The sequence below is a fragment of the Rhizobium sp. PP-CC-3G-465 genome (assembly GCF_004343445.1).
GTDB classification, from domain to species: domain Bacteria; phylum Pseudomonadota; class Alphaproteobacteria; order Rhizobiales; family Rhizobiaceae; genus Ferranicluibacter; species Ferranicluibacter rubi.
In genome coordinates, this window is record NZ_SLYH01000003.1 from 337,379 (window position 1) to 356,790 (window position 19,412).

A 19,412-nucleotide genomic window follows, 5' to 3' on the forward strand; every position below is an offset into this window, starting at 1 on the left:
ACGGTCACGCGCGATTGCAGGCTCGATATAGACAATCCGCGACAGGCCGCCAAGCAAGCTTGCGGGGAATGCCGCAGGGCCCAAGCAAAGGCCCGCAAAACTTGACGCTACCGTTGTTTCATGATGAAGGTCACGCCACATAAGACCGAGCGGCAGCGCCCCGCCACAATTTCCGGAACGACGAAACACATGGCCACAGAACGCTATAACCCGCGCGATGCAGAACCACGCTGGCAGCGCGAATGGAACGAGAAATCCGTCTACAAGACGGACAATAACGACGCGCGGGAAAAATACTACGTCCTGGAGATGTTTCCCTACCCCTCCGGCCGCATCCACATGGGCCATGTGCGCAACTACGCGATGGGCGACGTCGTCGCACGTTACAAGCGCGCCCGCGGCTATAACGTTCTTCATCCCATGGGTTGGGACGCCTTCGGCATGCCCGCGGAAAACGCGGCCATGGAGCGCGGCGTTCATCCCGCCGAATGGACCTACCAGAACATCGCGTCCATGCGCGCGCAGCTGAAGGTCATGGGCCTCTCGCTCGACTGGAGCCGCGAATTCGCGACCTGCGACGTCGCTTACTACCAGCAGCAGCAGCACCTCTTCCTCGATTTCATGGAAAAAGGGCTGGTCTATCGCAAACAATCCAAAGTCAACTGGGATCCGGTCGATCATACCGTGCTTGCCAACGAGCAGGTGATCGACGGCCGTGGCTGGCGCTCGAACGCGCTCGTGGAACAGCGCGAACTGACGCAGTGGTTCTTCCGCATCACAGATTTCAGTCAGGACCTATTGGATTCCCTCGATACGCTGGAGCACTGGCCGGAAAAGGTCCGGCTGATGCAGAAGAACTGGATCGGTCGCTCCGAAGGTCTCTCCATCCGATGGGAGCTCGTCGCAGACGCACGCGCACCCGGCGAAACCGAGGTCGAGGTCTACACGACCCGTCCGGACACCCTGTTCGGCGCCTCCTTCCTGGCGATCGCCGCAGATCATCCGCTGGCGCGCAAGGTCGCTGCCGGCAATGCCGAGCTGGAAGCCTTCTGCGACGAATGCCGTCGTGCGGGAACCTCGCTCGCGGCCCTCGAGACGGCAGAGAAGCGCGGCATCGACACGGGCCTGCGCGTCCGCCATCCGCTCGATCCCTCCTGGGAACTGCCCGTCTACGTCGCCAACTTCGTCCTGATGGATTACGGCACGGGCGCCATCTTCGGCTGCCCCTCCGGTGACCAGCGCGATCTCGATTTCGCGCGCCGCTATGACCTGCCCGTGACGCCCGTCGTCATGCCGGCCGACGGTGATGCGTCGACCTTCAGCGTCGGCACGGAAGCCTATACCGGCGATGGCGTGATGATCCATTCGCGCTTCCTCGACGGCCTCACCATTGAAGCTGCTTTCGAGCGTGTGGCAAGCTTGCTCGAAACCCAGGAGCTTGGCGGTCGTCCTCAGGCCGAACGCAAGGTCAACTTCAGATTGCGAGACTGGGGTATTTCCCGCCAGCGTTATTGGGGCTGCCCCATTCCGGTTATCCACTGCGAAGTCTGCGGTGTCGTTCCCGTGCCGAAGAAGGACCTTCCGGTTCGCTTGCCCGACGACGTCACCTTCGACAAACCCGGCAACCCGCTCGACCGCCACCCGACCTGGCGCCATGTCGGTTGCCCGCAATGCGGCGCCGCGGCCCGTCGCGAAACCGACACGATGGACACCTTTGTCGATTCCTCCTGGTATTTCATGCGCTTCACGGCGCCGTGGGAAGAACAACCGACCAACCGAGCGGTCGTCGATCGTTGGGTGCCCGTCGATCAATATATCGGCGGTATCGAGCATGCGATCCTGCATCTCCTCTACTCCCGCTTCTTCACCCGCGCCATGAAGGCCGCCGGTCACGCAGGGCTGTCCGAGCCGTTTAAGGGTCTCTTCACCCAGGGCATGGTCGTGCACGAGACCTACAGCCGAGGAGAAGGCGCCCAGCGCGAGTGGATCAACCCCTCGGCCATCACCATCGAGGATCTCGGCACCGGCCGCAGGGCGACGCTGAACGAGACCGGCGAAGAGATCGTCATTGGCTCCATCGAGAAGATGTCGAAGTCGAAGAAGAACGTGGTCGACCCGGATGACATCATCGCATCCTACGGTGCCGACACGGCACGCTTCTTCGTGCTGTCGGACTCGCCGCCCGACCGTGACGTCATCTGGTCGGAAGCGGGCGTCGAAGGCGCCCATCGCTTCGTCCAGCGCGTCTGGCGCTTGATCTCCGAAGCAGCGCCCGCTTTGGCCGCTGCAAAGGCTGCCCCCGCCACAGAAGGCCCGGCTCTTGTCATCTCTCAAGTCGCCCACAGGACGCTGAAGGCGGTCGAAGCCGACTATGACAAGCTCGCCTTCAACAAGGCCGTGGCCCGCCTCTATGAGATGGTGAACGCCCTTGCCGCGCCGCTTACCGATGTCTCCGTGGGAACGGACGCAACGACCACCAACGCCATGCGCGACGCGGTCGAAATTCTCATTCATCTGATGGCGCCGATCACGCCGCATCTGGCGGAACAGTGCTGGAGTGTTATCGGCGGCGAGGGCCTTATCGCTCAGGCGGATTGGCCACGCTTCAACGAGGCGCTCGTCACGGTTTCCGAGATCGTCCTGCCGGTCCAGATCAACGGTAAGAAGCGCGCCGATTTGACAATCGCGCGCGATGCGGATCAGACTGCCGTCGAGGCTGCCGTACTCAGCCTCGATGCCGTGCGGACCGCGCTGGAAGGCCGGACGCCGAAGAAGATCATTATCGTGCCGCAGAGGATCGTGAATGTCGTCGTCTAAGTTCGATCCTCGCCGCCGCATCGCGCTCTGCTTTGCCGGTCTTTCCCTTTTGCTGATGGCGGGCTGCCAGGTTCGCCCGCTCTATTCCGATGGTCCGAGCGGCGCTCCGGCGACCGCATTGGCTTCGATCGGGATCTCGGAGGCGAAGGACCGGGTGGAGCAGCGCGTGCGCAACGCCCTGATCTTCCTGACATCCGGTGGCAAGGGTGAACCGACTGCGCCGCAATACCAGCTGGCGCTGAGCGTCAGCCACCAGACCACCGGCGTGCTCTTCGACGAGCGCAACGATAACGACACGGCCTCGGCCGGTCGTCTCGTCATCGAGGCGGACTATAACTTGACCCGCGTCGATACCGGCAAAACGGTGAAATCCGGTCATCGCAAAGCCGTCGCGCTGGTCGATTTCCCGATCCAGGAATTTGCCAAGCTTCGCGCGATCCGCGACGCGGAGAACCGGGCTGCCCGCGAACTCGCGGAAGTCATCCGCGCCGATCTCGCCGCAGCACTCGGCAACTGATCCGGCGCCGGCATGAGTGAAATCAAATCCCACGAGTTCGACAATTTCGTGGAAAGGCCGCTGCCCAGCCAGCGGCTTTACCTTTTCTACGGACCCGATCGTGGCCTGGTCGCCGAACGCGCCGCAGCGATCGCAGCGAAAACCGGCATTGCGCTCGACGATCCCTTCTCCCTCATCAAGCTGGATGGCAGCGACCTGTCTCCGGGCAGGCTTGCCGACGAGGCTAACGCACTGGGTCTCTTCGGTGGTGGCAAGCTCGTCTGGGTGCGGGCATCGGGAACGGAAAAGGCCCTGAGCGAAGGCCTCGCCTACCTCGCCGAGGAGCCGCCACGCGACGCCTTCGTCATCGTGGAAGCCGGCGACCTGAAAAAGGGCACAGCTCTCCGCAAGATAGGGGAAACCGCGCGCAGCATCATCGCCGTCGCCTGTTATGCCGACGACGTGAAGGCCATCAACGGCCTGATCGATAAGGAACTGGGTGCCGCTGGCCTGCGCATCACACCAGCGGCACGCGAAGCGCTCCGCGATCTTCTGGGTGCGGACCGGCTGGCGTCGCGTAACGAGATCGCCAAGCTCGCGCTCTACTGCCGCGATGAACCCGTCATCGAGGAAAGTCATGTCCTCGATATCATCGGGGATGCCAGCTCCACCTCGGTCGATGATGCCGTGGATGCCGTTCTCACCGGGGATATGGACCGCTTGATGACGTCGCTCCGCAAGGTCGAGGCATCGAAGACGTCGATGTTCCTCGTGCTGCAAAGCTGCCTGCGCCAGTTCCAGCAGCTCGACATTCTCAGGGCGGAGATGGACGCAAAGCGGCTCGGACCGTCGCAAGTCACCGCGACGCTCGGTCGAGGCATTCACTTCCGCCGCAAGCCCTTGATCGAAGCGGCGCTGAAGAACTGGGGACTACCAGCCATCCGGCGCGATCTGCAAAGACTCCAGAACGCGATCCTGCAAAGTCGCGGCCGCCAGATGCTTGAGGCCGACATCGCCAGCCAAGCACTGATCGCGATAGCCTTTCAAGCGGCAAGGCAACGATCTGCTTGAACTCCAGGCTCTGTCTCGTCGCCGATCAGCGCCGCTCGAGTAGCCGGCAGATATCTTCCAACTGTTCCAGCGTCTTGTAGCTGATCTTCAGCTGGCCGCCACTTGCGCGGTGATTGACAGAAACCTCAAGGCCAAGACTGTCGGTCAGGGAGCGTTCGAGGGCAACTGTGTCCGCATCCTTTTCAGGACGAGGCTTCGCACCAAAAGTCGGATCGTTCTGGGCCCGGATATCGTTCTGCGCAAGTTTTTCCGTATCCCGAACGGACAGGCCCTTTGCGATGATCGCACGGGCGAGCGTAGTCGGGTCGGACGTGGGGATAAGCGCGCGTGCATGGCCGGCCGAGAGCGTGCCTGAGGATAGCATGTCGCGCACCGGCTCCGGAAGCTTCAGAAGTCGAAGGCTGTTTGCCACATGGCTTCGGCTCTTGCCGATAATCTCGCCGAGGTCGTTCTGCGTGTAGCCGTGATCGGCAATCAGCAGCTCATACCCCATGGCTTCTTCAAGAGGATTGAGGTCGGAACGCTGAACGTTCTCGACAATGGCGATTTCGAGTGCCGTGCGATCATCCACATCGCGAACGATGACGGGAATATCGGAAAACCCCGCAAGCTGAGCTGCACGCCAGCGGCGCTCGCCGGCGATGATCTCGAACCGGTCACCGTTCACGGTGCGAACGACGACGGGCTGGACGATACCATGCTGCCGAACGGAGTTCGCGAGATCCTGCAATTCCGCTTCGTCGAACGTCCGCCGCGGATTTCGTGGATTGCGCGTAATATGCTCGATCGGGACACGCTGGTCTGCCGGAACGATTGGCGCGGGGGTTGATTCAGCGGCGATGGGCTGGTCCATCTCCCCGATCAATGCGGCGAGACCTCGTCCGAGACGGCGCCGTGCGGGATCTTCGTTCATGGCGTTCTCCTCATTATTCTGGAGCCGAATCGATTACGCCGCAGCTTTCCGCTGGCGCTCGCGTTGAATGACTTCCGACGCGAGCTGCAGATAGGCCTGACTGCCCGCGCATTTCAGATCGTAAAGAATAGCAGGCTTTCCATAGGACGGCGCTTCGGAAACCCTGACGTTGCGTGGAATGAGTGTATGGTAAACCTTTTCGCCCAGATGCGTACGCACGTCACTCACGACCTGTTGTGCAAGGTTGTTCCGGGAATCGAACATTGTCAGGACGATACCTTGGATATCGAGCTGCGGATTAACGCTCCTGCGGATCTGATCGACGGTTTCCAGCAACTGGCTGAGCCCTTCGAGCGCAAAGAACTCGCACTGGAGTGGCACGAGAACCGAATGTGCGGCGGCCATGGCGTTCATGGTCAGCAAGTTGAAGGAGGGTGGGCAGTCGACCAGAATATAGGAATAGGCCAGTGCCTCCGGTGTCCCGAGAGCCTTCTTCAAGCGAAAAACACGGTCGCTCTGACTGGAAATTTCCATTTCCAGACCAAGAAGATCCATGGTCGAGGGAATGATCGACAAGTTCGGAACGACAGTCGGATGAACGATCGTATCGATCGTATGCGTTCCCATCATCAGGTCGTAGGAAGAATACCGACGATCACGGCGCTGAATACCGAGCCCGGTGCTCGCATTGCCCTGGGGATCCAGATCGATGATCAAGACGGATTCACCGATCGCGGCTAGAGCGGTTGCGAGATTGATGGCCGTCGTCGTTTTACCGACGCCACCTTTTTGGTTCGCAATCGTAATGATTCGGTTTTTATCGCGCGACATTGATCGCTCCTGCGCCCTGGCTCAGCTGCTGCATCCGCGTGATCTCGAGAATGACGGAGTCAGCCTCGACAATGCTTTGGTGTTTTACCAGATCGACATCATACCGACCACGCGCATTCGCGACTTCCGTCTCGTAATCCCTGCCTTTGTGAAAGAAGGCGCGTGTCGCACCACTCGCCATCCAGGGCGCGATGAACTGCAGCAACAGGGATAGATCGGCAACAGCCCGTGCAGAGATCGCATCGCAAGTCGGAATTTTCGCCGGAGCGTCTTCGATACGCAGAACATGAACGGAGCCTCGTGCGCCGGTTTCCTGAAGGGCAACGCGAAGGAACGCTGCTTTCTTCTGATTGCTCTCTACGAGATGAACCCATCCCTCCGAGATTTCGGACAGAAGAATGGCCGTAATGACACCGGGAAATCCGCCGCCGCTTCCCAAATCGATCCACGTCTTCGGGCCGGGCGCGAGCGCATAGATCTGGGCACTGTCGCGGATATGCCGGTTGTCGAGGTCTCCAAGCGTTGAGGGAGCAACAAGATTGATCGTTTTCGCCCATTTCAGGAAGAGCTGGGTAAAATGTTGAAGCCTCTCGGTCGTTTCACGTGAAACACGCAAGCCGATCAATTCCGCGGACTGACTCGCCATCAGTGTACACCTTGTGCTGCATCACGCCGCTCATAGCGCTGCAGATGGGTTAGAATCAGCGTGGCGGCTGAAGGTGTCATACCATCGATGACCTGAAGCTGGGCAAAATTCCGCGGTTGTATCCGCGTCAACTTCTGTCTCAGCTCATTGGAAAGGCCGATGAGATCTGCGTAAGCGAAGTCGTCCGGTATTGTTCGCTCCTCTTCCTTGCGGGCTCGAACGATATCGGCAGCCTGCCGATCCATATACACAGCGTAGCGGGCGTCAATCTCGATGGCGTCGGCAAGCCTGGTCGACACCTCGGCGAGATCCGGCCAGATGCCTGAGAGACGGGCGAGGGTAATATCGGCATGCGATAGCAGATCGAAGGCGGAGCGTCTCTGTCCGTCCTTGTTGAGGTTCAAACCATGCGCGCCGGCTTCATTTGGCGTCAGCATCCGTTGATGAAGCATTTCCTTCCATCTGCCGAAGGAACTCTGCCACGCGGTGAATCGGTCCCGTCGCTCGCGAGAGACACAGCCGAGCGTGATTGCCGCCGGTGTCAGTCGCATGTCGGCGTTGTCGGCACGGAGAGACAGCCGGTACTCCGCGCGCGAGGTGAACATGCGATAGGGTTCCGCCACGCCCCTTGTGATCAGATCATCGATCATTACGCCGACATAGGAATCTGTGCGCGAGAAGATATGAGGACTCTGGCCGGAAACTTTGCGCGTCGCGTTCAGGCCGGCAACAAGGCCCTGTGCCCCTGCCTCCTCGTAACCCGTCGTCCCATTGATTTGACCTGCCAGAAACAGACCGGGGATCTTCCTAAGTTCCAAGCTCGCCGAAAGCTCGCGCGGATCGACATGGTCGTATTCAATCGCGTAGCCGGGCTGCAGGATCTTTGCATCCTCAAGCCCGGGTATTGTCCGGATAAAGGCTGCCTGGACTTCCTCCGGAAGAGACGTCGAAATGCCATTGGGATAGACGGTGTGATCATCGAGACCTTCCGGTTCTAGAAAGATCTGGTGGCCATCACGCTCCCCGAATTTCACAATCTTGTCTTCGATCGATGGGCAGTAGCGTGGTCCAACGCCAGAGATCTGTCCGGAATACATTGCCGACCGCTGAAGGTTCTCCTCGATAATCCGGTGGGTCGCATCGGTGGTTCGGGTAACACCACACGCGATCTGCCGCGTCGTAATACAATCCGTCATGAAGGAGAAGGGAACCGGTTCTGCGTCTGCTGCCTGGCTACCGATCCTATCCCATCCAATCGTCCGGCCATCCAGACGCGCTGGCGTTCCAGTCTTCAGTCGGCCCAATGTTACATGATGGTCTTCGAGCACATTTGACAGCCCGATTGACGGCGCCTCACCGACGCGACCGGCTGGAATCTTTTTATCTCCGATATGAATGAGACCACGGAGAAACGTGCCCGTCGTGAGGACGACAGCGCCACAGGATATAGTCTCTCCGCTTGCAAGGGCGACGCCGGCAATGGCAGCCTGGTCGAGGACGAGATCAACGACATCTCCCTCTATCACCGTCAGCGAGGAGAGGTTCGCAAGCTCCGCTTGCATCGCCTCCCGGTATAGACGGCGATCAGCCTGTGTTCGCGGCCCACGAACGGCTGGGCCCTTTTTGCGGTTCAGCAGACGGAACTGGATGCCAGCCTGGTCGGCAACCCGACCCATCAGTCCATCGAACGCATCGATTTCCCGGACAAGATGCCCCTTGCCCAGTCCGCCAATGGCGGGATTACAAGACATGACGCCGATCGTTTCGCGCTTATGCGTGACAAGCGCAACATTGGCACCGAGGCGCGCAGCGACGGCCGCCGCTTCACAGCCGGCATGTCCGCCACCGACAACGATAACATCATACTTCGCGATCATTTCGATTCCGATTCAATGTTTCACGTGAAACGTGCGGGACGACTCGCATGCGTTGCAGTCTATTTGCCGATACAGAATTCCGAGAAGATCACATCCAGGAGATCTTCGACATCGACCCGACCCGTAATTCGCCCCAGCGCATCTCCGGCTCGCCGAAGTTGCTCGGATTGGATATCGAGATCGACACTTTCAACAGCCTCATCCAGCGCAGTCAAACACTGCGTCAAATGATCAGCATGCCGACGGCGAGAGGGAACAGCGAATGAATCCGCTTTGGTTTGATCCGGAAGTCGCGCCGTTAGCGCCGAAATCAAAGCCTGCAAGCCTTCGGGCTGCTCGACGGAGACGAACACGTCGGCCGCGGCTCTATCCCATAATTCCGGGGAAATATCAATCTTGGTGGCAATTCGGAGGATCTCGATCTGGCTGTCGGGCGGAACCATAAATCCGTCCGGCGTGTCAGAGAGAGACAATATAAGATCGGCATCTGCCAGAAGAGCCTTCGCCCGTCGGATGCCTTCGCGCTCGACCGGATCAGCGGTTTCCCGCAAACCAGCAGTGTCAAAGAGCTTGACAACGAATCCGGCTAAAGAAATATCGACACTGAGGACGTCACGGGTGGTGCCCGCGATATCCGTGACGATCGCAATATCCTGTCTGGCGAGAGCATTGAGCAAACTGGATTTCCCGGCATTGGGTGGTCCTGAAATGACCACACGATAGCCATCCCGAATGATCGCACCCGTCCTTGCAGCAGCGAGATGTTCGGCGATTTCCGTTCTGAGTTTCTGTGTATCCCGCCAGATTGTGGCACTGACGGAACCCGGAACATCGTCCTCGTCAGCAAAGTCGAGCTCCGCCTCGATCATCGCTCGGGCGTGGGTCAGACGCTTCGCCCAGCGTTGATAAAGCTGTGAAACCCCGCCGCGGGCATGTTCGCCTGCAAGGCGCCGTTGCATCTCGGTCTCGGCAGAGATCAGGTCGGCGAGACCCTCGATTTCGAGGAGGTCCAGCTTTCCATGTGCAAAGGCCCGGCGCGAGAACTCGCCGGCTTCTGCATGACGAAATGTGGGGAACGTTGCGAGTTCGTCCAACAGGCGATCCACGACGGCCCGCCCACCATGAACCTGAAGCTCGACACAGTCCTCCCCAGTGAAGGAGGCCGGGCCGGGGAACGACAAGACCAGTCCCTGATCAACCACATCTCCGTTACGGGACCGAATCGTACGCAGCGTGGCCAGACGCGGAGGAACAGGACCGCCGCAGAGACCCTCGCACACCGTCAACGCCGATGGCCCGCTGATCCGAATGACGGCGACACCCGAGGGCAGACCGCCCGATGAAAGAGAATAGATCGTATCGCTGGCCGCTGGCATTCGAACCGTCCGTGAAAACTTCATCTGAGATAAACGAAAAAATCCCTGGAGGATGCCAGGGATTTTCAGAATGCGTCGAACGAAACGAAAGATCAGCTTCTTGTGAGGCCGATGATCTCAAGTGTTCATGGAGTCGAAGAAATCGCCGTTCGTCTTCGTCTGCTTCAACTTGTCGATCAGGAACTCGATCGCATCGGTCGTGCCCATCGGCGCGAGAATACGGCGGAGAACGAAGATCTTCTGGAGATCCTGACGCGGAACGAGCAGGTCTTCCTTGCGGGTACCGGACTTCAGAATGTCCATCGCCGGGAAGATACGCTTGTCGGCGACCTTGCGGTCGAGCACGATTTCCGAGTTGCCCGTGCCCTTGAACTCTTCGAAAATGACTTCGTCCATGCGGCTGCCGGTATCGATCAGCGCTGTCGCGACGATCGTCAGCGACCCACCTTCTTCGATGTTACGTGCCGCACCGAAGAAGCGCTTCGGACGCTGCAGGGCGTTGGCATCCACACCACCGGTGAGAACCTTGCCCGAGGACGGCACGACGGTGTTGTAGGCGCGGCCGAGGCGGGTGATGGAATCGAGCAGGATGACAACGTCGCGACCATGCTCGACAAGACGCTTGGCCTTTTCGATCACCATCTCGGCGACCTGCACGTGGCGCGTGGCCGGTTCGTCGAAGGTGGAGGAAACGACCTCGCCTTTCACGGAGCGCTGCATGTCCGTCACTTCTTCCGGACGCTCATCGATGAGGAGAACGATCAGATAACATTCCGGATGGTTGGCGGTGATCGAATGCGCGATGTTCTGCAGCAGCACCGTCTTACCGGTGCGCGGCGGCGCGACGATCAGGCCGCGCTGGCCCTTGCCGAGCGGTGCCACGAGATCCATGACGCGCGAAGAAAGATCCTTGGAGGTGGGAACCTCGAGTTCCATCTTGAAGCGCTCGTTCGGATAGAGCGGCGTCAGGTTGTCGAAGTGCACCTTATGCCGGATCTTCTCCGGATCTTCGAAATTGATGGTGTTGACCTTAAGGAGCGCGAAATAGCGTTCGCCTTCCTTCGGTCCGCGGATCGGACCCTCGACCGTATCCCCGGTCTTCAGCGAGAAGCGCCGGATCTGGGAAGGAGAGATGTAAATATCGTCGGGGCCGGGGAGGTAATTGGCATTGGCGGAGCGCAGGAAGCCGAAGCCGTCCTGGAGGAGCTCGACGACACCTTCGCCGATGATCTCGACATCCTGCGCCGCGAGCATCTTCAGGATGGCGAACATCAGCTCCTGCTTGCGCATCACGCTGGCGTTTTCGACCTCCACCGACTCGGCGAACGCCAAAAGGTCGGTTGCAGATTTGTTCTTGAGGTCTTGGAGCTTCATTTCAGCCATGAAGGAAAATCACACTTGCAGAGGGAATGGAAGGGCTGGCGCTGTGTGGGTCAAGGGAGCGGCAGGGGGATAGCCACTCGAACTCTAACGCGCGCCAGAAAGATGGGATGTCACACGCTAGCGACTTCCGGCCTGCACCGCAAGGGGGCTAGCGATGTGAGAGGCTAAAATGTCCGTGATGGCCTAAAACGGCTTTACGATGACGAGGATCACGATGACGATCATCAGAACGGTTGGCACCTCGTTCATCAGTCGCCAATAGCGCGCCGTGCGTCGCGCGCCATCGCGCGAAAAACGCCCGACGGCATCGACATAGTGCACATGCACGCCGGTCAGCAGGATCACGGCGAGGATCTTGGCATGAAGCCAGCCGCCCTGAAAACCGTAGACGCTCCAGGCAAGATAGAGCCCGAGCGTCCAGGTGATCATCATGGCCGGGCGCATGATCACCTTCATGAGCCGCTGCTCCATCACCTTGAAGGTCTCCGACGTCTGCGAGCCCGGCTCGGCGTCGGTATGGTAGATGAACAGGCGGGGCATGTAGAGGAGGCCGGCCATCCAGGAGATGACGGCCACGACATGCAGCGCCTTGATCCAGAGAATGAGATCGGTCGGCTGCCAGACGATCAGCCCGACGATAACAGCCCCAAGCACCGAAAGCGCCACAAAGGCCCGTACACGCGATTTACGGCCTGCCGGGGCATCCGTCTGCCGCTCGCCGCCTTCGTCGCGCTGTGGGGTACTCATACGCGGCTCCTGACACGGGCCACGAGATCAGCGACATGCGCGGGATCCGCTTGCGGCGTGATGCCATGGCCGAGATTGAAGATCAGAGGGCCTTGTCCGAGACGGTCGAGGATATGATCGATCCCTTCCTCGAGAGCTTTGCCGCCTGCAACGACACGCATCGGATCGAGATTGCCCTGCACCGGGCCTTCCTTCTGCAGGTCGGCCGCAAACGACAGCGGCACCGACCAGTCGAGGCCGATCGCATCAGCCTGCGTCTTCTGGCGATAGTCCTTGAGCAGCAGGCCCGCCCCTTTGGCGAAGGCGATGATCTTCGCGTCTGGTCGACGTGCCCGCACGCTTTCGATGATCCGACGCACGGGAGCGACCGCAAACCGCTCGAACGTATCCTCCCCGAGCACACCGGCCCAGGAGTCGAAGATTTGCACCGCATCCGCACCGGCGTCGAGCTGCGCGACGAGATAATCCGCGGACAGTTCGGCGAGGAGGGCGAGCAGCGCATCGAAGGCTTCCGGGTGCCGATAGGCGAACAGCCGGGCCGGTGCCTGGTCCGGCGTTCCATGCCCGGCGATCATGTAGGTCGCGACCGTCCAGGGCGCACCGCAGAAACCGAGCAGTGCCGTTTCCGTCGGAAGCTCCCGGCGCAGGCGCGTCACGGTTTCGATGACGGGACGCAGATGATCGGCCACGGGCCTTCCGTCGAGAGCCTTGATGCCGTCGACATCGATCGGATCGAGCTTGGGTCCGCTGCCTTCCTCGAAGCGGACATTGCGCTTCAGGGCATCGGGAATGACGAGGATGTCGGAAAACAGGATGGCCGCGTCGAAGGCATAGCGACGGATCGGCTGCAGTGTCACTTCCACGGCGAAGTCGGGGGAATAGCAGAGATCGAGAAAGCTCCCGGCCCTTGCCCGCGTCTCGCGATATTCCGGCAGATATCGTCCGGCCTGGCGCATCAGCCAGATGGGGGGAGGCGTCAGCGTCTCCCCGTTCAGAACACGGACGAGCTTGCGGTTTTCAGACGTCACACACAGCTTCCCTCTTAAAATAGAATCTTGAATCTAAGGGTTTCTATTTCTTAGAGTCGGTGACTATCAAGGATTAAAGGTTGTCCGTCCTTTGTCCCCAGAACGCCATTCCGTCCGAATTGGCGGGACGATGATCGGGCGCTTGAGGGACAACATAGGGAGCAAGTCGAAAAAATCCCGTCATTCGAGCACCTTGGCTGTCGTCCGATTTTTGCTCTGCCTGTGGATGACCTGTTGAGGATCGGCGGCGATCGGTCGCATCGCGAGTCTTTTTCACAAGTTCTCCGGAAAGATCGCCGGCGCGGGTCTCTTTGTGAATAAGTCGGAGGTTTTCCCCTTGCCTGCCGGGCCGGCTCCCCCCTAGGCTCGGTTTATCCACCATCATCAACAGGCGGCCAAGAATAGCGTGGACAATCACAAAAACTATTTCCACCTGCATCTGATCTCCGACTCGACGGGCGAAACGCTGATCGCGGCGGGCCGGGCAGCCGCGGCGCAATTCCAGACCTATCACGCGCTGGAGCACGTCTATCCGCTGATCCGCAATCGCAAGCAGCTGATGCAGGTGCTGGAGTCGATCGACACGGCGCCGGGCATCGTTCTCTACACGATCGTCGATCGCGAGCTGTCGGATATCATCAATGCCCAGTGCCAGCAGATCGGCGTGCCCTGTGTCTCCGTGCTGGAGCCGATCATCGATCTCTTCCAGACCTATCTCGGCACCTCGTCGCGGCGGCGGTCCGGCGCCCAGCATGTCATGGATGCCGATTATTTCGCGCGGATCGACGCGCTGAACTTCACGATGGATCATGATGACGGCCAGCTTCCGGCCGACTTCAACGATGCGGATGTCGTGCTGATTGGGATCAGCCGAACATCGAAGACGCCGACCAGCATCTACCTTGCCAATCGTGGCATCCGCACTGCCAACATTCCGATCGTGCCGGGGGTGCCCCTGCCGGAACGACTGCTGGAGGCGACGAAGCCGCTGGTCGTCTGCCTCATCGCGACGGCCGATCGCGTCTCCCAGGTTCGCGAACACAGGGTGCTTGGCACGACACAAGGGTTTCACGGGCAGGACTATACGGATCGTGCAGCGATTGCCGAGGAACTGAAATATGCCCGTGCGCTCTGCGCCCGCAACAACTGGCCGATCATCGACGTCACGCGACGCTCGATCGAGGAAACGGCCGCCGCCATCGTTGCCCTGAGGCCGCGCCTGCGCTAGTCCGCATCGCGATAGGGAGAGATCATCCATGACGCATCAGCTTGTCCTCGCCTCTGCGAGCCCGTTCCGGCGCATGCTGCTCGAGAATGCCGGCATCGCCTTTACGTGGCAGGCGGCCGAGATCGACGAACGCGCGCTGGAAGCGCCGCTCGAAGCAGAGGGCGCATCCCCGGAAAGGGTCGCGACTGTGCTCGCAGAGGCGAAGGCTGAATCTGTCGCCTCGGCGTCGCGCAAAGGGCAAGGGGTGGAGGAAGGCACCGGTCTCGTCGTCATCGGATCGGATCAGACGATGTCGCTCGGGGGTCGCGTGTTTCACAAGCCCGCCTCGAGGGAGGAAGCGCATGACCATTTGCGCGCCCTGTCCGGTCGGACCCATCAGCTGAACAGCGCCATCGCCCTTCATCAGGATGGCAGGACCGTGTGGTCACACGTCTCGACCGCCCGCCTGACGATGCGCCCGCTCGATGACGGGTTTATCGCGCGCCATCTTGAGCGGGTGGGGGAGAAGGCCTTGACCAGCGTCGGCGCCTACCAGCTGGAAGGCGAGGGGATACAGCTGTTCGAGGCGATCGACGGCGATTATTTCACGATCCTCGGATTGCCGATCCTGCCGCTGCTCGCCGAATTGAGAAGACTGAGTGTCATCGATGCATGATTCACGTGAAACATTTGTTAACCATGCCTTCGTCGCGGGCTATCCGGTCCGTCATTCGCGCTCGCCGCTGATCCATTCGCACTGGCTGAAGACACTGGGGCTGGACGGCAGCTACACCACGCGCGAAGTCACGCCCGCCATCTTCCCTGATTTCATCGCGCTTCTCAAATCCGGCCAATCCGGCTTCGTCGGGGGCAATGTCACCATTCCGCACAAGGAAACGGTGATCGCCCATGTCGATGAGGCCGATGCGCTGAGCCGGGAAATGGGTGCGGCCAACACCGTCTGGCTGGAGGAGGGCCGGCTGAAGGCAACCAATACCGACGGCCTCGGCTTCGCCGCCAATCTCGACGAGCGGGCACCGGGATGGAACAAGGCCGAGACCGCCATCGTGCTCGGTGCCGGCGGTGCCAGCCGCGCGGTGATTCAGGCCGTCCGCGATCGCGGTGTCCGCACCATCCATGTGGTCAATCGCACGCTGCCCCGTGCCCGCGAACTCTCAGACCGCTTCGGGCGCACACGCGTTATAGCCCACGCCATGGACGCGCTGCCGGAGCTTCTCACCGATGCAAGCCTCTTCATCAACACGACCTCGCTCGGAATGGACGGTACGCCGGTTCCCGAGTTCGATTTCACCCGCATGTCCGGCAACGCTGTCGTGACCGATATCGTCTATGTGCCGCTGGTTACGCCTATCCTGGCACAGGCAGAGGCACAGGGCCGAAGGATCGTAGACGGGCTCGGCATGCTGTTGCATCAGGCAGCGCCGGGCTTCGAAAAATGGTTCGGTCAAAAGCCTCTCGTGGACGAAAAGCTGCGCGCCCTCGTCATCGCCGATATGGCGGCACACGCATGATCGTCCTCGGGCTCACCGGATCGATCGGCATGGGCAAGTCCACGACGGCCGAAATGTTCAAGGCGCTGGGCATTCCCGTCAACGATGCCGATGCTGTCGTTCATGATCTCTATCGCGGTCAGGCCGTCGCACCCATCGAGGCGGTTTTTCCCGGTTCCACCAAAGACGGTGTGGTCGATCGCGCAGCACTCAGCGCGGCCTTGGCAAGGCACCCGGATGGCTTCAAGACGCTGGAAGCGATCGTCCACCCCCTCGTTAGGGAAAGGGAGCGTGTCTTTCTGAAGAGAGAGAAACAGATGAACGCGCCCCTCGTCGTCCTCGATATTCCCTTGCTTTACGAGACGGGCGGCGAGGGTCGGGTTGATAAGGTCGTGGTCGTCACCTGCGATGCGGACATCCAGCGTCAGCGGGTTCTCGCCCGTCCGGGCATGACCCCGGAAAAATTCGCCCTGATCCTGTCGCGGCAAATGTCGGACAGCGAGAAACGCGCCCGTGCAAACTATGTGATCGACACCGGTCACGGACTGGACGCCGCGCGCCAAAGAGTCGAAGAGATTGTCCGCGACCTCACTACCCGAGCGGGATAACATGTCCCCGGGTAGACAGCAGATCGTATTCGACGGAAGGAAAATGCCATGCGGGAAATCATCTTCGATACGGAAACCACCGGCCTCGACAATCGCCAGGACCGCGTCATAGAAATCGGCGGCATCGAGCTCAACGATCACTTTCCGACCGGACGGACCTTTCACCGTTACATCAATCCCGGTGACCGCAAGGTCCACCCCGATGCGCTCGCCGTGCACGGCATCACCGATGATTTCCTGAAGGACAAGCCGGTCTTCGCCGAGGTGGTCGAGGACCTCATGACTTTCTTCGAGGGCGCCCGCTGGGTCGCGCACAACGCCACCTTCGACATGGGCTTCATCAATGCCGAGCTGGCGCGTCTTGATCGCCCGGCGGTCTCGCAAGACCTCGTGACCGACACGCTGTCGATGGCCCGCCGCAAGCATCCGATGGGTCCGAATTCGCTCGACGCGCTCTGCCGGCGTTACGGTATCGACAATACCCACCGTACGAAGCACGGCGCACTGCTCGACTCCGAGCTTCTGGCTGAAGTCTATATCGAGATGATCGGCGGCCGGCAGGCAGCGCTTGGCCTGACCACTCAGGAAAGCCGCGCCCAGGCGGAAGCCTCCGACGACATGGTCGCCGTGCCGCGCGAGCGCCCCGTGCCCTTGCGTCCGCGCCTTGCCGAAAGCGACATGGCCGCCCATGCGGCCCTTGTCGAGAAGATCGGCGCAAAGGCCATCTGGTCGCATTACGAGGTCTGAACGCAAAACGCCCGGCCTTGTCGGACCGGGCGTTGAAAACAGTCGGCTTGAAGGCCGATCAGTTCGGGGTGGTGGAAACCTGGGCGCGGACGCGGTCTTCGGCCATGCGCTGCGTGAACATCTGCGCGAAATCGATCGGGTCGATCATCAGCGGCGGGAAGCCGCCATTGCGCGTCGCGTCGGCCACGATCTGGCGTGCGAACGGGAAGAGCAGGCGCGGGCACTCGATGAAGAGCAGCGGCAGCATGTGCTCCTGCGGGAAGCCGGTGACGCGGAAGACGCCGCCATAGGTCAGTTCGACCGCAAACAGAACCTTGTCGCCATCCTTGGCTTCGGCATTCAGCGTCAGCACCACGTCGAACTCCGTATCCGTCATCGGATTGGCGTTCACATTGACGTTGATGTTGATTGCCGGAGCCTTGTCGCGGGCCTGAAGCGAGCGCGGCGCACCCGGATTTTCGAACGAGAGGTCCTTGATGTACTGGGCGAGAATGTTCAGCGACGGATTTTCGCCGGTGTCACCGTTCGTGGGTGCTGCTGTGTCGGTCATGAGGCGCGTTCCTTGGAGGCGTTCGATAGAATGATGCGTTGAATGGAGCGGTTCATTGGTCGAGCGCATCTATCATTTCGGGCATGCCCTTACAACCCGAGCGGCCGGGCGGGACACCGGCGAGGGCGTTTCCGTCACCGCAGCCGGTCGTTCGGGTCGGTACGGTCGGGGTCCCTGGTAAATTCTGCGTCATCGAGATCGATCACGCCGGGGATGGCGCGGGGCCGTGTGCTGGCCGGATCGGGATGCGCACTGCTCGTGCGCGTCACCACGGTGATCCGCTTGCGCAGGAACTGCCAGACCGCTTCCCGCACCGCGGGAATGAAGAGAAGGATGCCGAAGACGTCCGTCAGAAACCCAGGCAGGATCAACAGAAAGGCGGCGACGACGATCATCGCGCCATGCACGATCTGTCGGCCGGGGTTCTCGCCCGTGCGTGATGCGGACTGGAGTTTCCGCAGGACACCAAGGCCTTGCGCCCTCAGGAGAAGCGCACCGACGATGGCGGACAGGAGAATGAGACCGAGCGTGGCACCCACGCCAATCTCGCGCCCGACGACGATAAAGGTGGCGATCTCCGCCATCGGCAGGAGCAGGAAGAAGAGCGGGATCAGGGAAAGGCGCATTCGGTCCACGTGTTGGTTGTAAGGGTTGTCGTCGGCCCGATGCTCTGAGGCAAAAGAGCGAAGAGGCGGCATTGGATCATGCGTCGGCGGTTGATCTGCTTCAAGATACCTGCCGATCTGCTTTCAACGCTTTGCCAATCTGCTCCTGGCCATTTGAATGATGGGTCCATCGCGTCTATATGGGTCTCTAAGATACATCATAAAAGCGGCATTGGTGGAAATGGGATCTTTCGACTTCGTAACATTGTTCTTTCTTGTCGCCGCGGTGATCATTTTCATCCAGCTTCGCAGCGTGCTGGGCCGTCGGACAGGCAATGAACGCCCGCCGACCGATCCCTTCTCCGCCCGTGAACCTGTGGACAGCGCTGACCCCACCGGCAAGGTCGTCCAGCTTCCCCGCCGCGACACCGTCGTGGACGAGGCGGCGCGCTATGCCGCGATCGATGCTTTCGCCAAGCCCGAGACCTCGCTGAACGCTTCGCTGCGCAAGATCGCTGATGCCGACACCGCCTTCGACCCGAAGGAGTTCGTGAACGGTGCGCGGATGGCCTATGAAATGATCGTGACCGCCTTTGCGGATGGCGACCGGAAGACGCTGAAGTCGCTCCTCTCCAAGGAAGTCTATGACGGCTTCGAAGCAGCGATCGCCGACCGTGAAGCCAAGGGCGAACTCGTCAAGTCGACCTTCGTCGGCATCGAGAAGTCTGACATCGTCTCGGCCGACCTCAAGGACGGCGAAGCGATCGTCACCGTGCGGATCTTCAGCCAGCTGATCTCGGCGACCTTCGACAAGGCCGGAACGATCGTCGATGGCGATGCGGAAGCCGTCTCTGAGGTCAACGACCTCTGGACCTTTGCCCGCGACAGCCGCTCGCGCGATCCGAACTGGAAGCTGATCGCGACAGAATCCGAGAATTGAGGTCTCGCCGTCTGGGCATTTGCAGAAGAGAGCGGGCGTTCGCAGAAGAGAGATAGGGA

The 19,412-nt window shown here is 60.5% G+C and carries 20 protein-coding genes; 9 read left to right on the top strand and 11 right to left on the bottom strand.

Annotated elements, in window-relative coordinates:
• Nucleotides 1–189 precede the first annotated feature (189 nt).
• Genes leuS through holA form a run of 3 tightly spaced genes read left to right on the top strand, consistent with a single transcriptional unit; the run spans nt 190 to nt 4,384 of the window.
• Nucleotides 190–2,817, top strand: a complete 2,628-nt coding sequence (gene leuS / locus C8J33_RS15725) for a leucine--tRNA ligase (RefSeq protein WP_132664868.1) — start codon at nt 190–192, stop codon at nt 2,815–2,817.
• Entirely contained in the window at nt 2,804–3,334 is a 531-nt protein-coding gene (gene lptE / locus C8J33_RS15730) for an LPS assembly lipoprotein LptE (RefSeq protein WP_132664869.1), read from the top strand. The genes leuS and lptE overlap by 14 nt, the downstream gene beginning before the upstream one ends.
• A 12-nt stretch (nt 3,335–3,346) precedes the next feature.
• Entirely contained in the window at nt 3,347–4,384 is a 1,038-nt protein-coding gene (gene holA / locus C8J33_RS15735; RefSeq protein ID WP_132664870.1) for a DNA polymerase III subunit delta, read from the top strand.
• 25 nt (nt 4,385–4,409) lie between these two features.
• Here holA and C8J33_RS15740 read toward each other — a convergent pair whose 3' ends face one another.
• The 9 genes from C8J33_RS15740 to C8J33_RS15780 all read right to left on the bottom strand — a co-directional run bounded on the left by C8J33_RS15740 (nt 4,410) and on the right by C8J33_RS15780 (nt 13,624).
• Nucleotides 4,410–5,297 (bottom strand): ParB/RepB/Spo0J family partition protein, encoded by an 888-nt coding sequence (locus C8J33_RS15740; RefSeq protein ID WP_132664871.1) that lies wholly within the window; start codon nt 5,295–5,297, stop codon nt 4,410–4,412.
• 33 nt (nt 5,298–5,330) lie between these two features.
• Nucleotides 5,331–6,128, bottom strand: coding sequence for a ParA family protein (locus C8J33_RS15745; RefSeq protein ID WP_092931085.1), 798 nt, complete (start codon nt 6,126–6,128; stop codon nt 5,331–5,333).
• Nucleotides 6,115–6,777, bottom strand: coding sequence for a 16S rRNA (guanine(527)-N(7))-methyltransferase RsmG (gene rsmG / locus C8J33_RS15750; RefSeq protein WP_165929831.1), 663 nt, complete (start codon nt 6,775–6,777; stop codon nt 6,115–6,117). The genes C8J33_RS15745 and rsmG overlap by 14 nt, the downstream gene beginning before the upstream one ends.
• The gene (mnmG, locus tag C8J33_RS15755) at nt 6,774–8,648 is read right to left on the bottom strand and encodes a tRNA uridine-5-carboxymethylaminomethyl(34) synthesis enzyme MnmG (protein WP_132664919.1); all 1,875 of its coding nucleotides are present in this window, start codon (nt 8,646–8,648) and stop codon (nt 6,774–6,776) included. The genes rsmG and mnmG overlap by 4 nt, the downstream gene beginning before the upstream one ends.
• A gap of 62 nt (nt 8,649–8,710) precedes the next feature.
• A complete protein-coding gene (gene mnmE / locus C8J33_RS15760; protein WP_132664873.1) occupies nt 8,711–10,027 on the bottom strand; it encodes a tRNA uridine-5-carboxymethylaminomethyl(34) synthesis GTPase MnmE in 1,317 nt (438 codons plus the stop codon).
• A gap of 117 nt (nt 10,028–10,144) precedes the next feature.
• Nucleotides 10,145–11,410, bottom strand: a complete 1,266-nt coding sequence (gene rho / locus C8J33_RS15765) for a transcription termination factor Rho (RefSeq protein ID WP_092931093.1) — start codon at nt 11,408–11,410, stop codon at nt 10,145–10,147.
• Between the two features lie 183 nt (nt 11,411–11,593).
• Nucleotides 11,594–12,157 (bottom strand): protoporphyrinogen oxidase HemJ, encoded by a 564-nt coding sequence (gene hemJ, locus C8J33_RS15770; protein ID WP_132664874.1) that lies wholly within the window; start codon nt 12,155–12,157, stop codon nt 11,594–11,596.
• The gene (gene hemE / locus C8J33_RS15775; protein WP_132664875.1) at nt 12,154–13,185 is read right to left on the bottom strand and encodes a uroporphyrinogen decarboxylase; all 1,032 of its coding nucleotides are present in this window, start codon (nt 13,183–13,185) and stop codon (nt 12,154–12,156) included. Before hemE ends, hemJ begins: the two co-directional genes overlap by 4 nt.
• Nucleotides 13,186–13,258: 73 nt before the next feature.
• Complete coding sequence (locus C8J33_RS15780) at nt 13,259–13,624, bottom strand: hypothetical protein (protein ID WP_132664876.1); 366 nt, start codon at nt 13,622–13,624, stop codon at nt 13,259–13,261.
• Here C8J33_RS15780 and C8J33_RS15785 point away from each other — a divergent pair.
• The 5 genes from C8J33_RS15785 to dnaQ are packed head-to-tail and all read left to right on the top strand — an operon-like array spanning nt 13,592 to nt 17,258.
• The gene (locus C8J33_RS15785; protein ID WP_110801142.1) at nt 13,592–14,413 is read left to right on the top strand and encodes a pyruvate, water dikinase regulatory protein; all 822 of its coding nucleotides are present in this window, start codon (nt 13,592–13,594) and stop codon (nt 14,411–14,413) included. The genes C8J33_RS15780 and C8J33_RS15785 overlap by 33 nt on opposite strands.
• 28 nt (nt 14,414–14,441) lie before the next feature.
• Nucleotides 14,442–15,068 (top strand): Maf-like protein, encoded by a 627-nt coding sequence (locus C8J33_RS15790; protein WP_132664877.1) that lies wholly within the window; start codon nt 14,442–14,444, stop codon nt 15,066–15,068.
• Nucleotides 15,061–15,924, top strand: coding sequence for a shikimate dehydrogenase (locus tag C8J33_RS15795; protein ID WP_132664878.1), 864 nt, complete (start codon nt 15,061–15,063; stop codon nt 15,922–15,924). Before C8J33_RS15790 ends, C8J33_RS15795 begins: the two co-directional genes overlap by 8 nt.
• Nucleotides 15,921–16,511: a dephospho-CoA kinase gene (gene coaE / locus C8J33_RS15800; RefSeq protein WP_132664879.1), complete on the top strand. Its 591-nt coding sequence runs from the start codon at nt 15,921–15,923 to the stop codon at nt 16,509–16,511. Before C8J33_RS15795 ends, coaE begins: the two co-directional genes overlap by 4 nt.
• A gap of 48 nt (nt 16,512–16,559) precedes the next feature.
• Nucleotides 16,560–17,258, top strand: a complete 699-nt coding sequence (gene dnaQ, locus C8J33_RS15805) for a DNA polymerase III subunit epsilon (RefSeq protein WP_132664880.1) — start codon at nt 16,560–16,562, stop codon at nt 17,256–17,258.
• A gap of 58 nt (nt 17,259–17,316) precedes the next feature.
• Here the strand turns inward: dnaQ and secB are convergent, their stop codons facing one another.
• Together secB and C8J33_RS15815 are read right to left on the bottom strand one after the other, a co-directional pair.
• Complete coding sequence (gene secB / locus C8J33_RS15810; protein ID WP_110730434.1) at nt 17,317–17,808, bottom strand: protein-export chaperone SecB; 492 nt, start codon at nt 17,806–17,808, stop codon at nt 17,317–17,319.
• Between the two features lie 134 nt (nt 17,809–17,942).
• Nucleotides 17,943–18,434, bottom strand: coding sequence for an FxsA family protein (locus C8J33_RS15815; protein WP_132664881.1), 492 nt, complete (start codon nt 18,432–18,434; stop codon nt 17,943–17,945).
• Between the two features lie 220 nt (nt 18,435–18,654).
• Between C8J33_RS15815 and C8J33_RS15820 the strand changes: the two genes are divergently transcribed.
• Complete coding sequence (locus C8J33_RS15820) at nt 18,655–19,353, top strand: Tim44/TimA family putative adaptor protein (protein WP_132664882.1); 699 nt, start codon at nt 18,655–18,657, stop codon at nt 19,351–19,353.
• Nucleotides 19,354–19,412 lie beyond the last annotated feature (59 nt).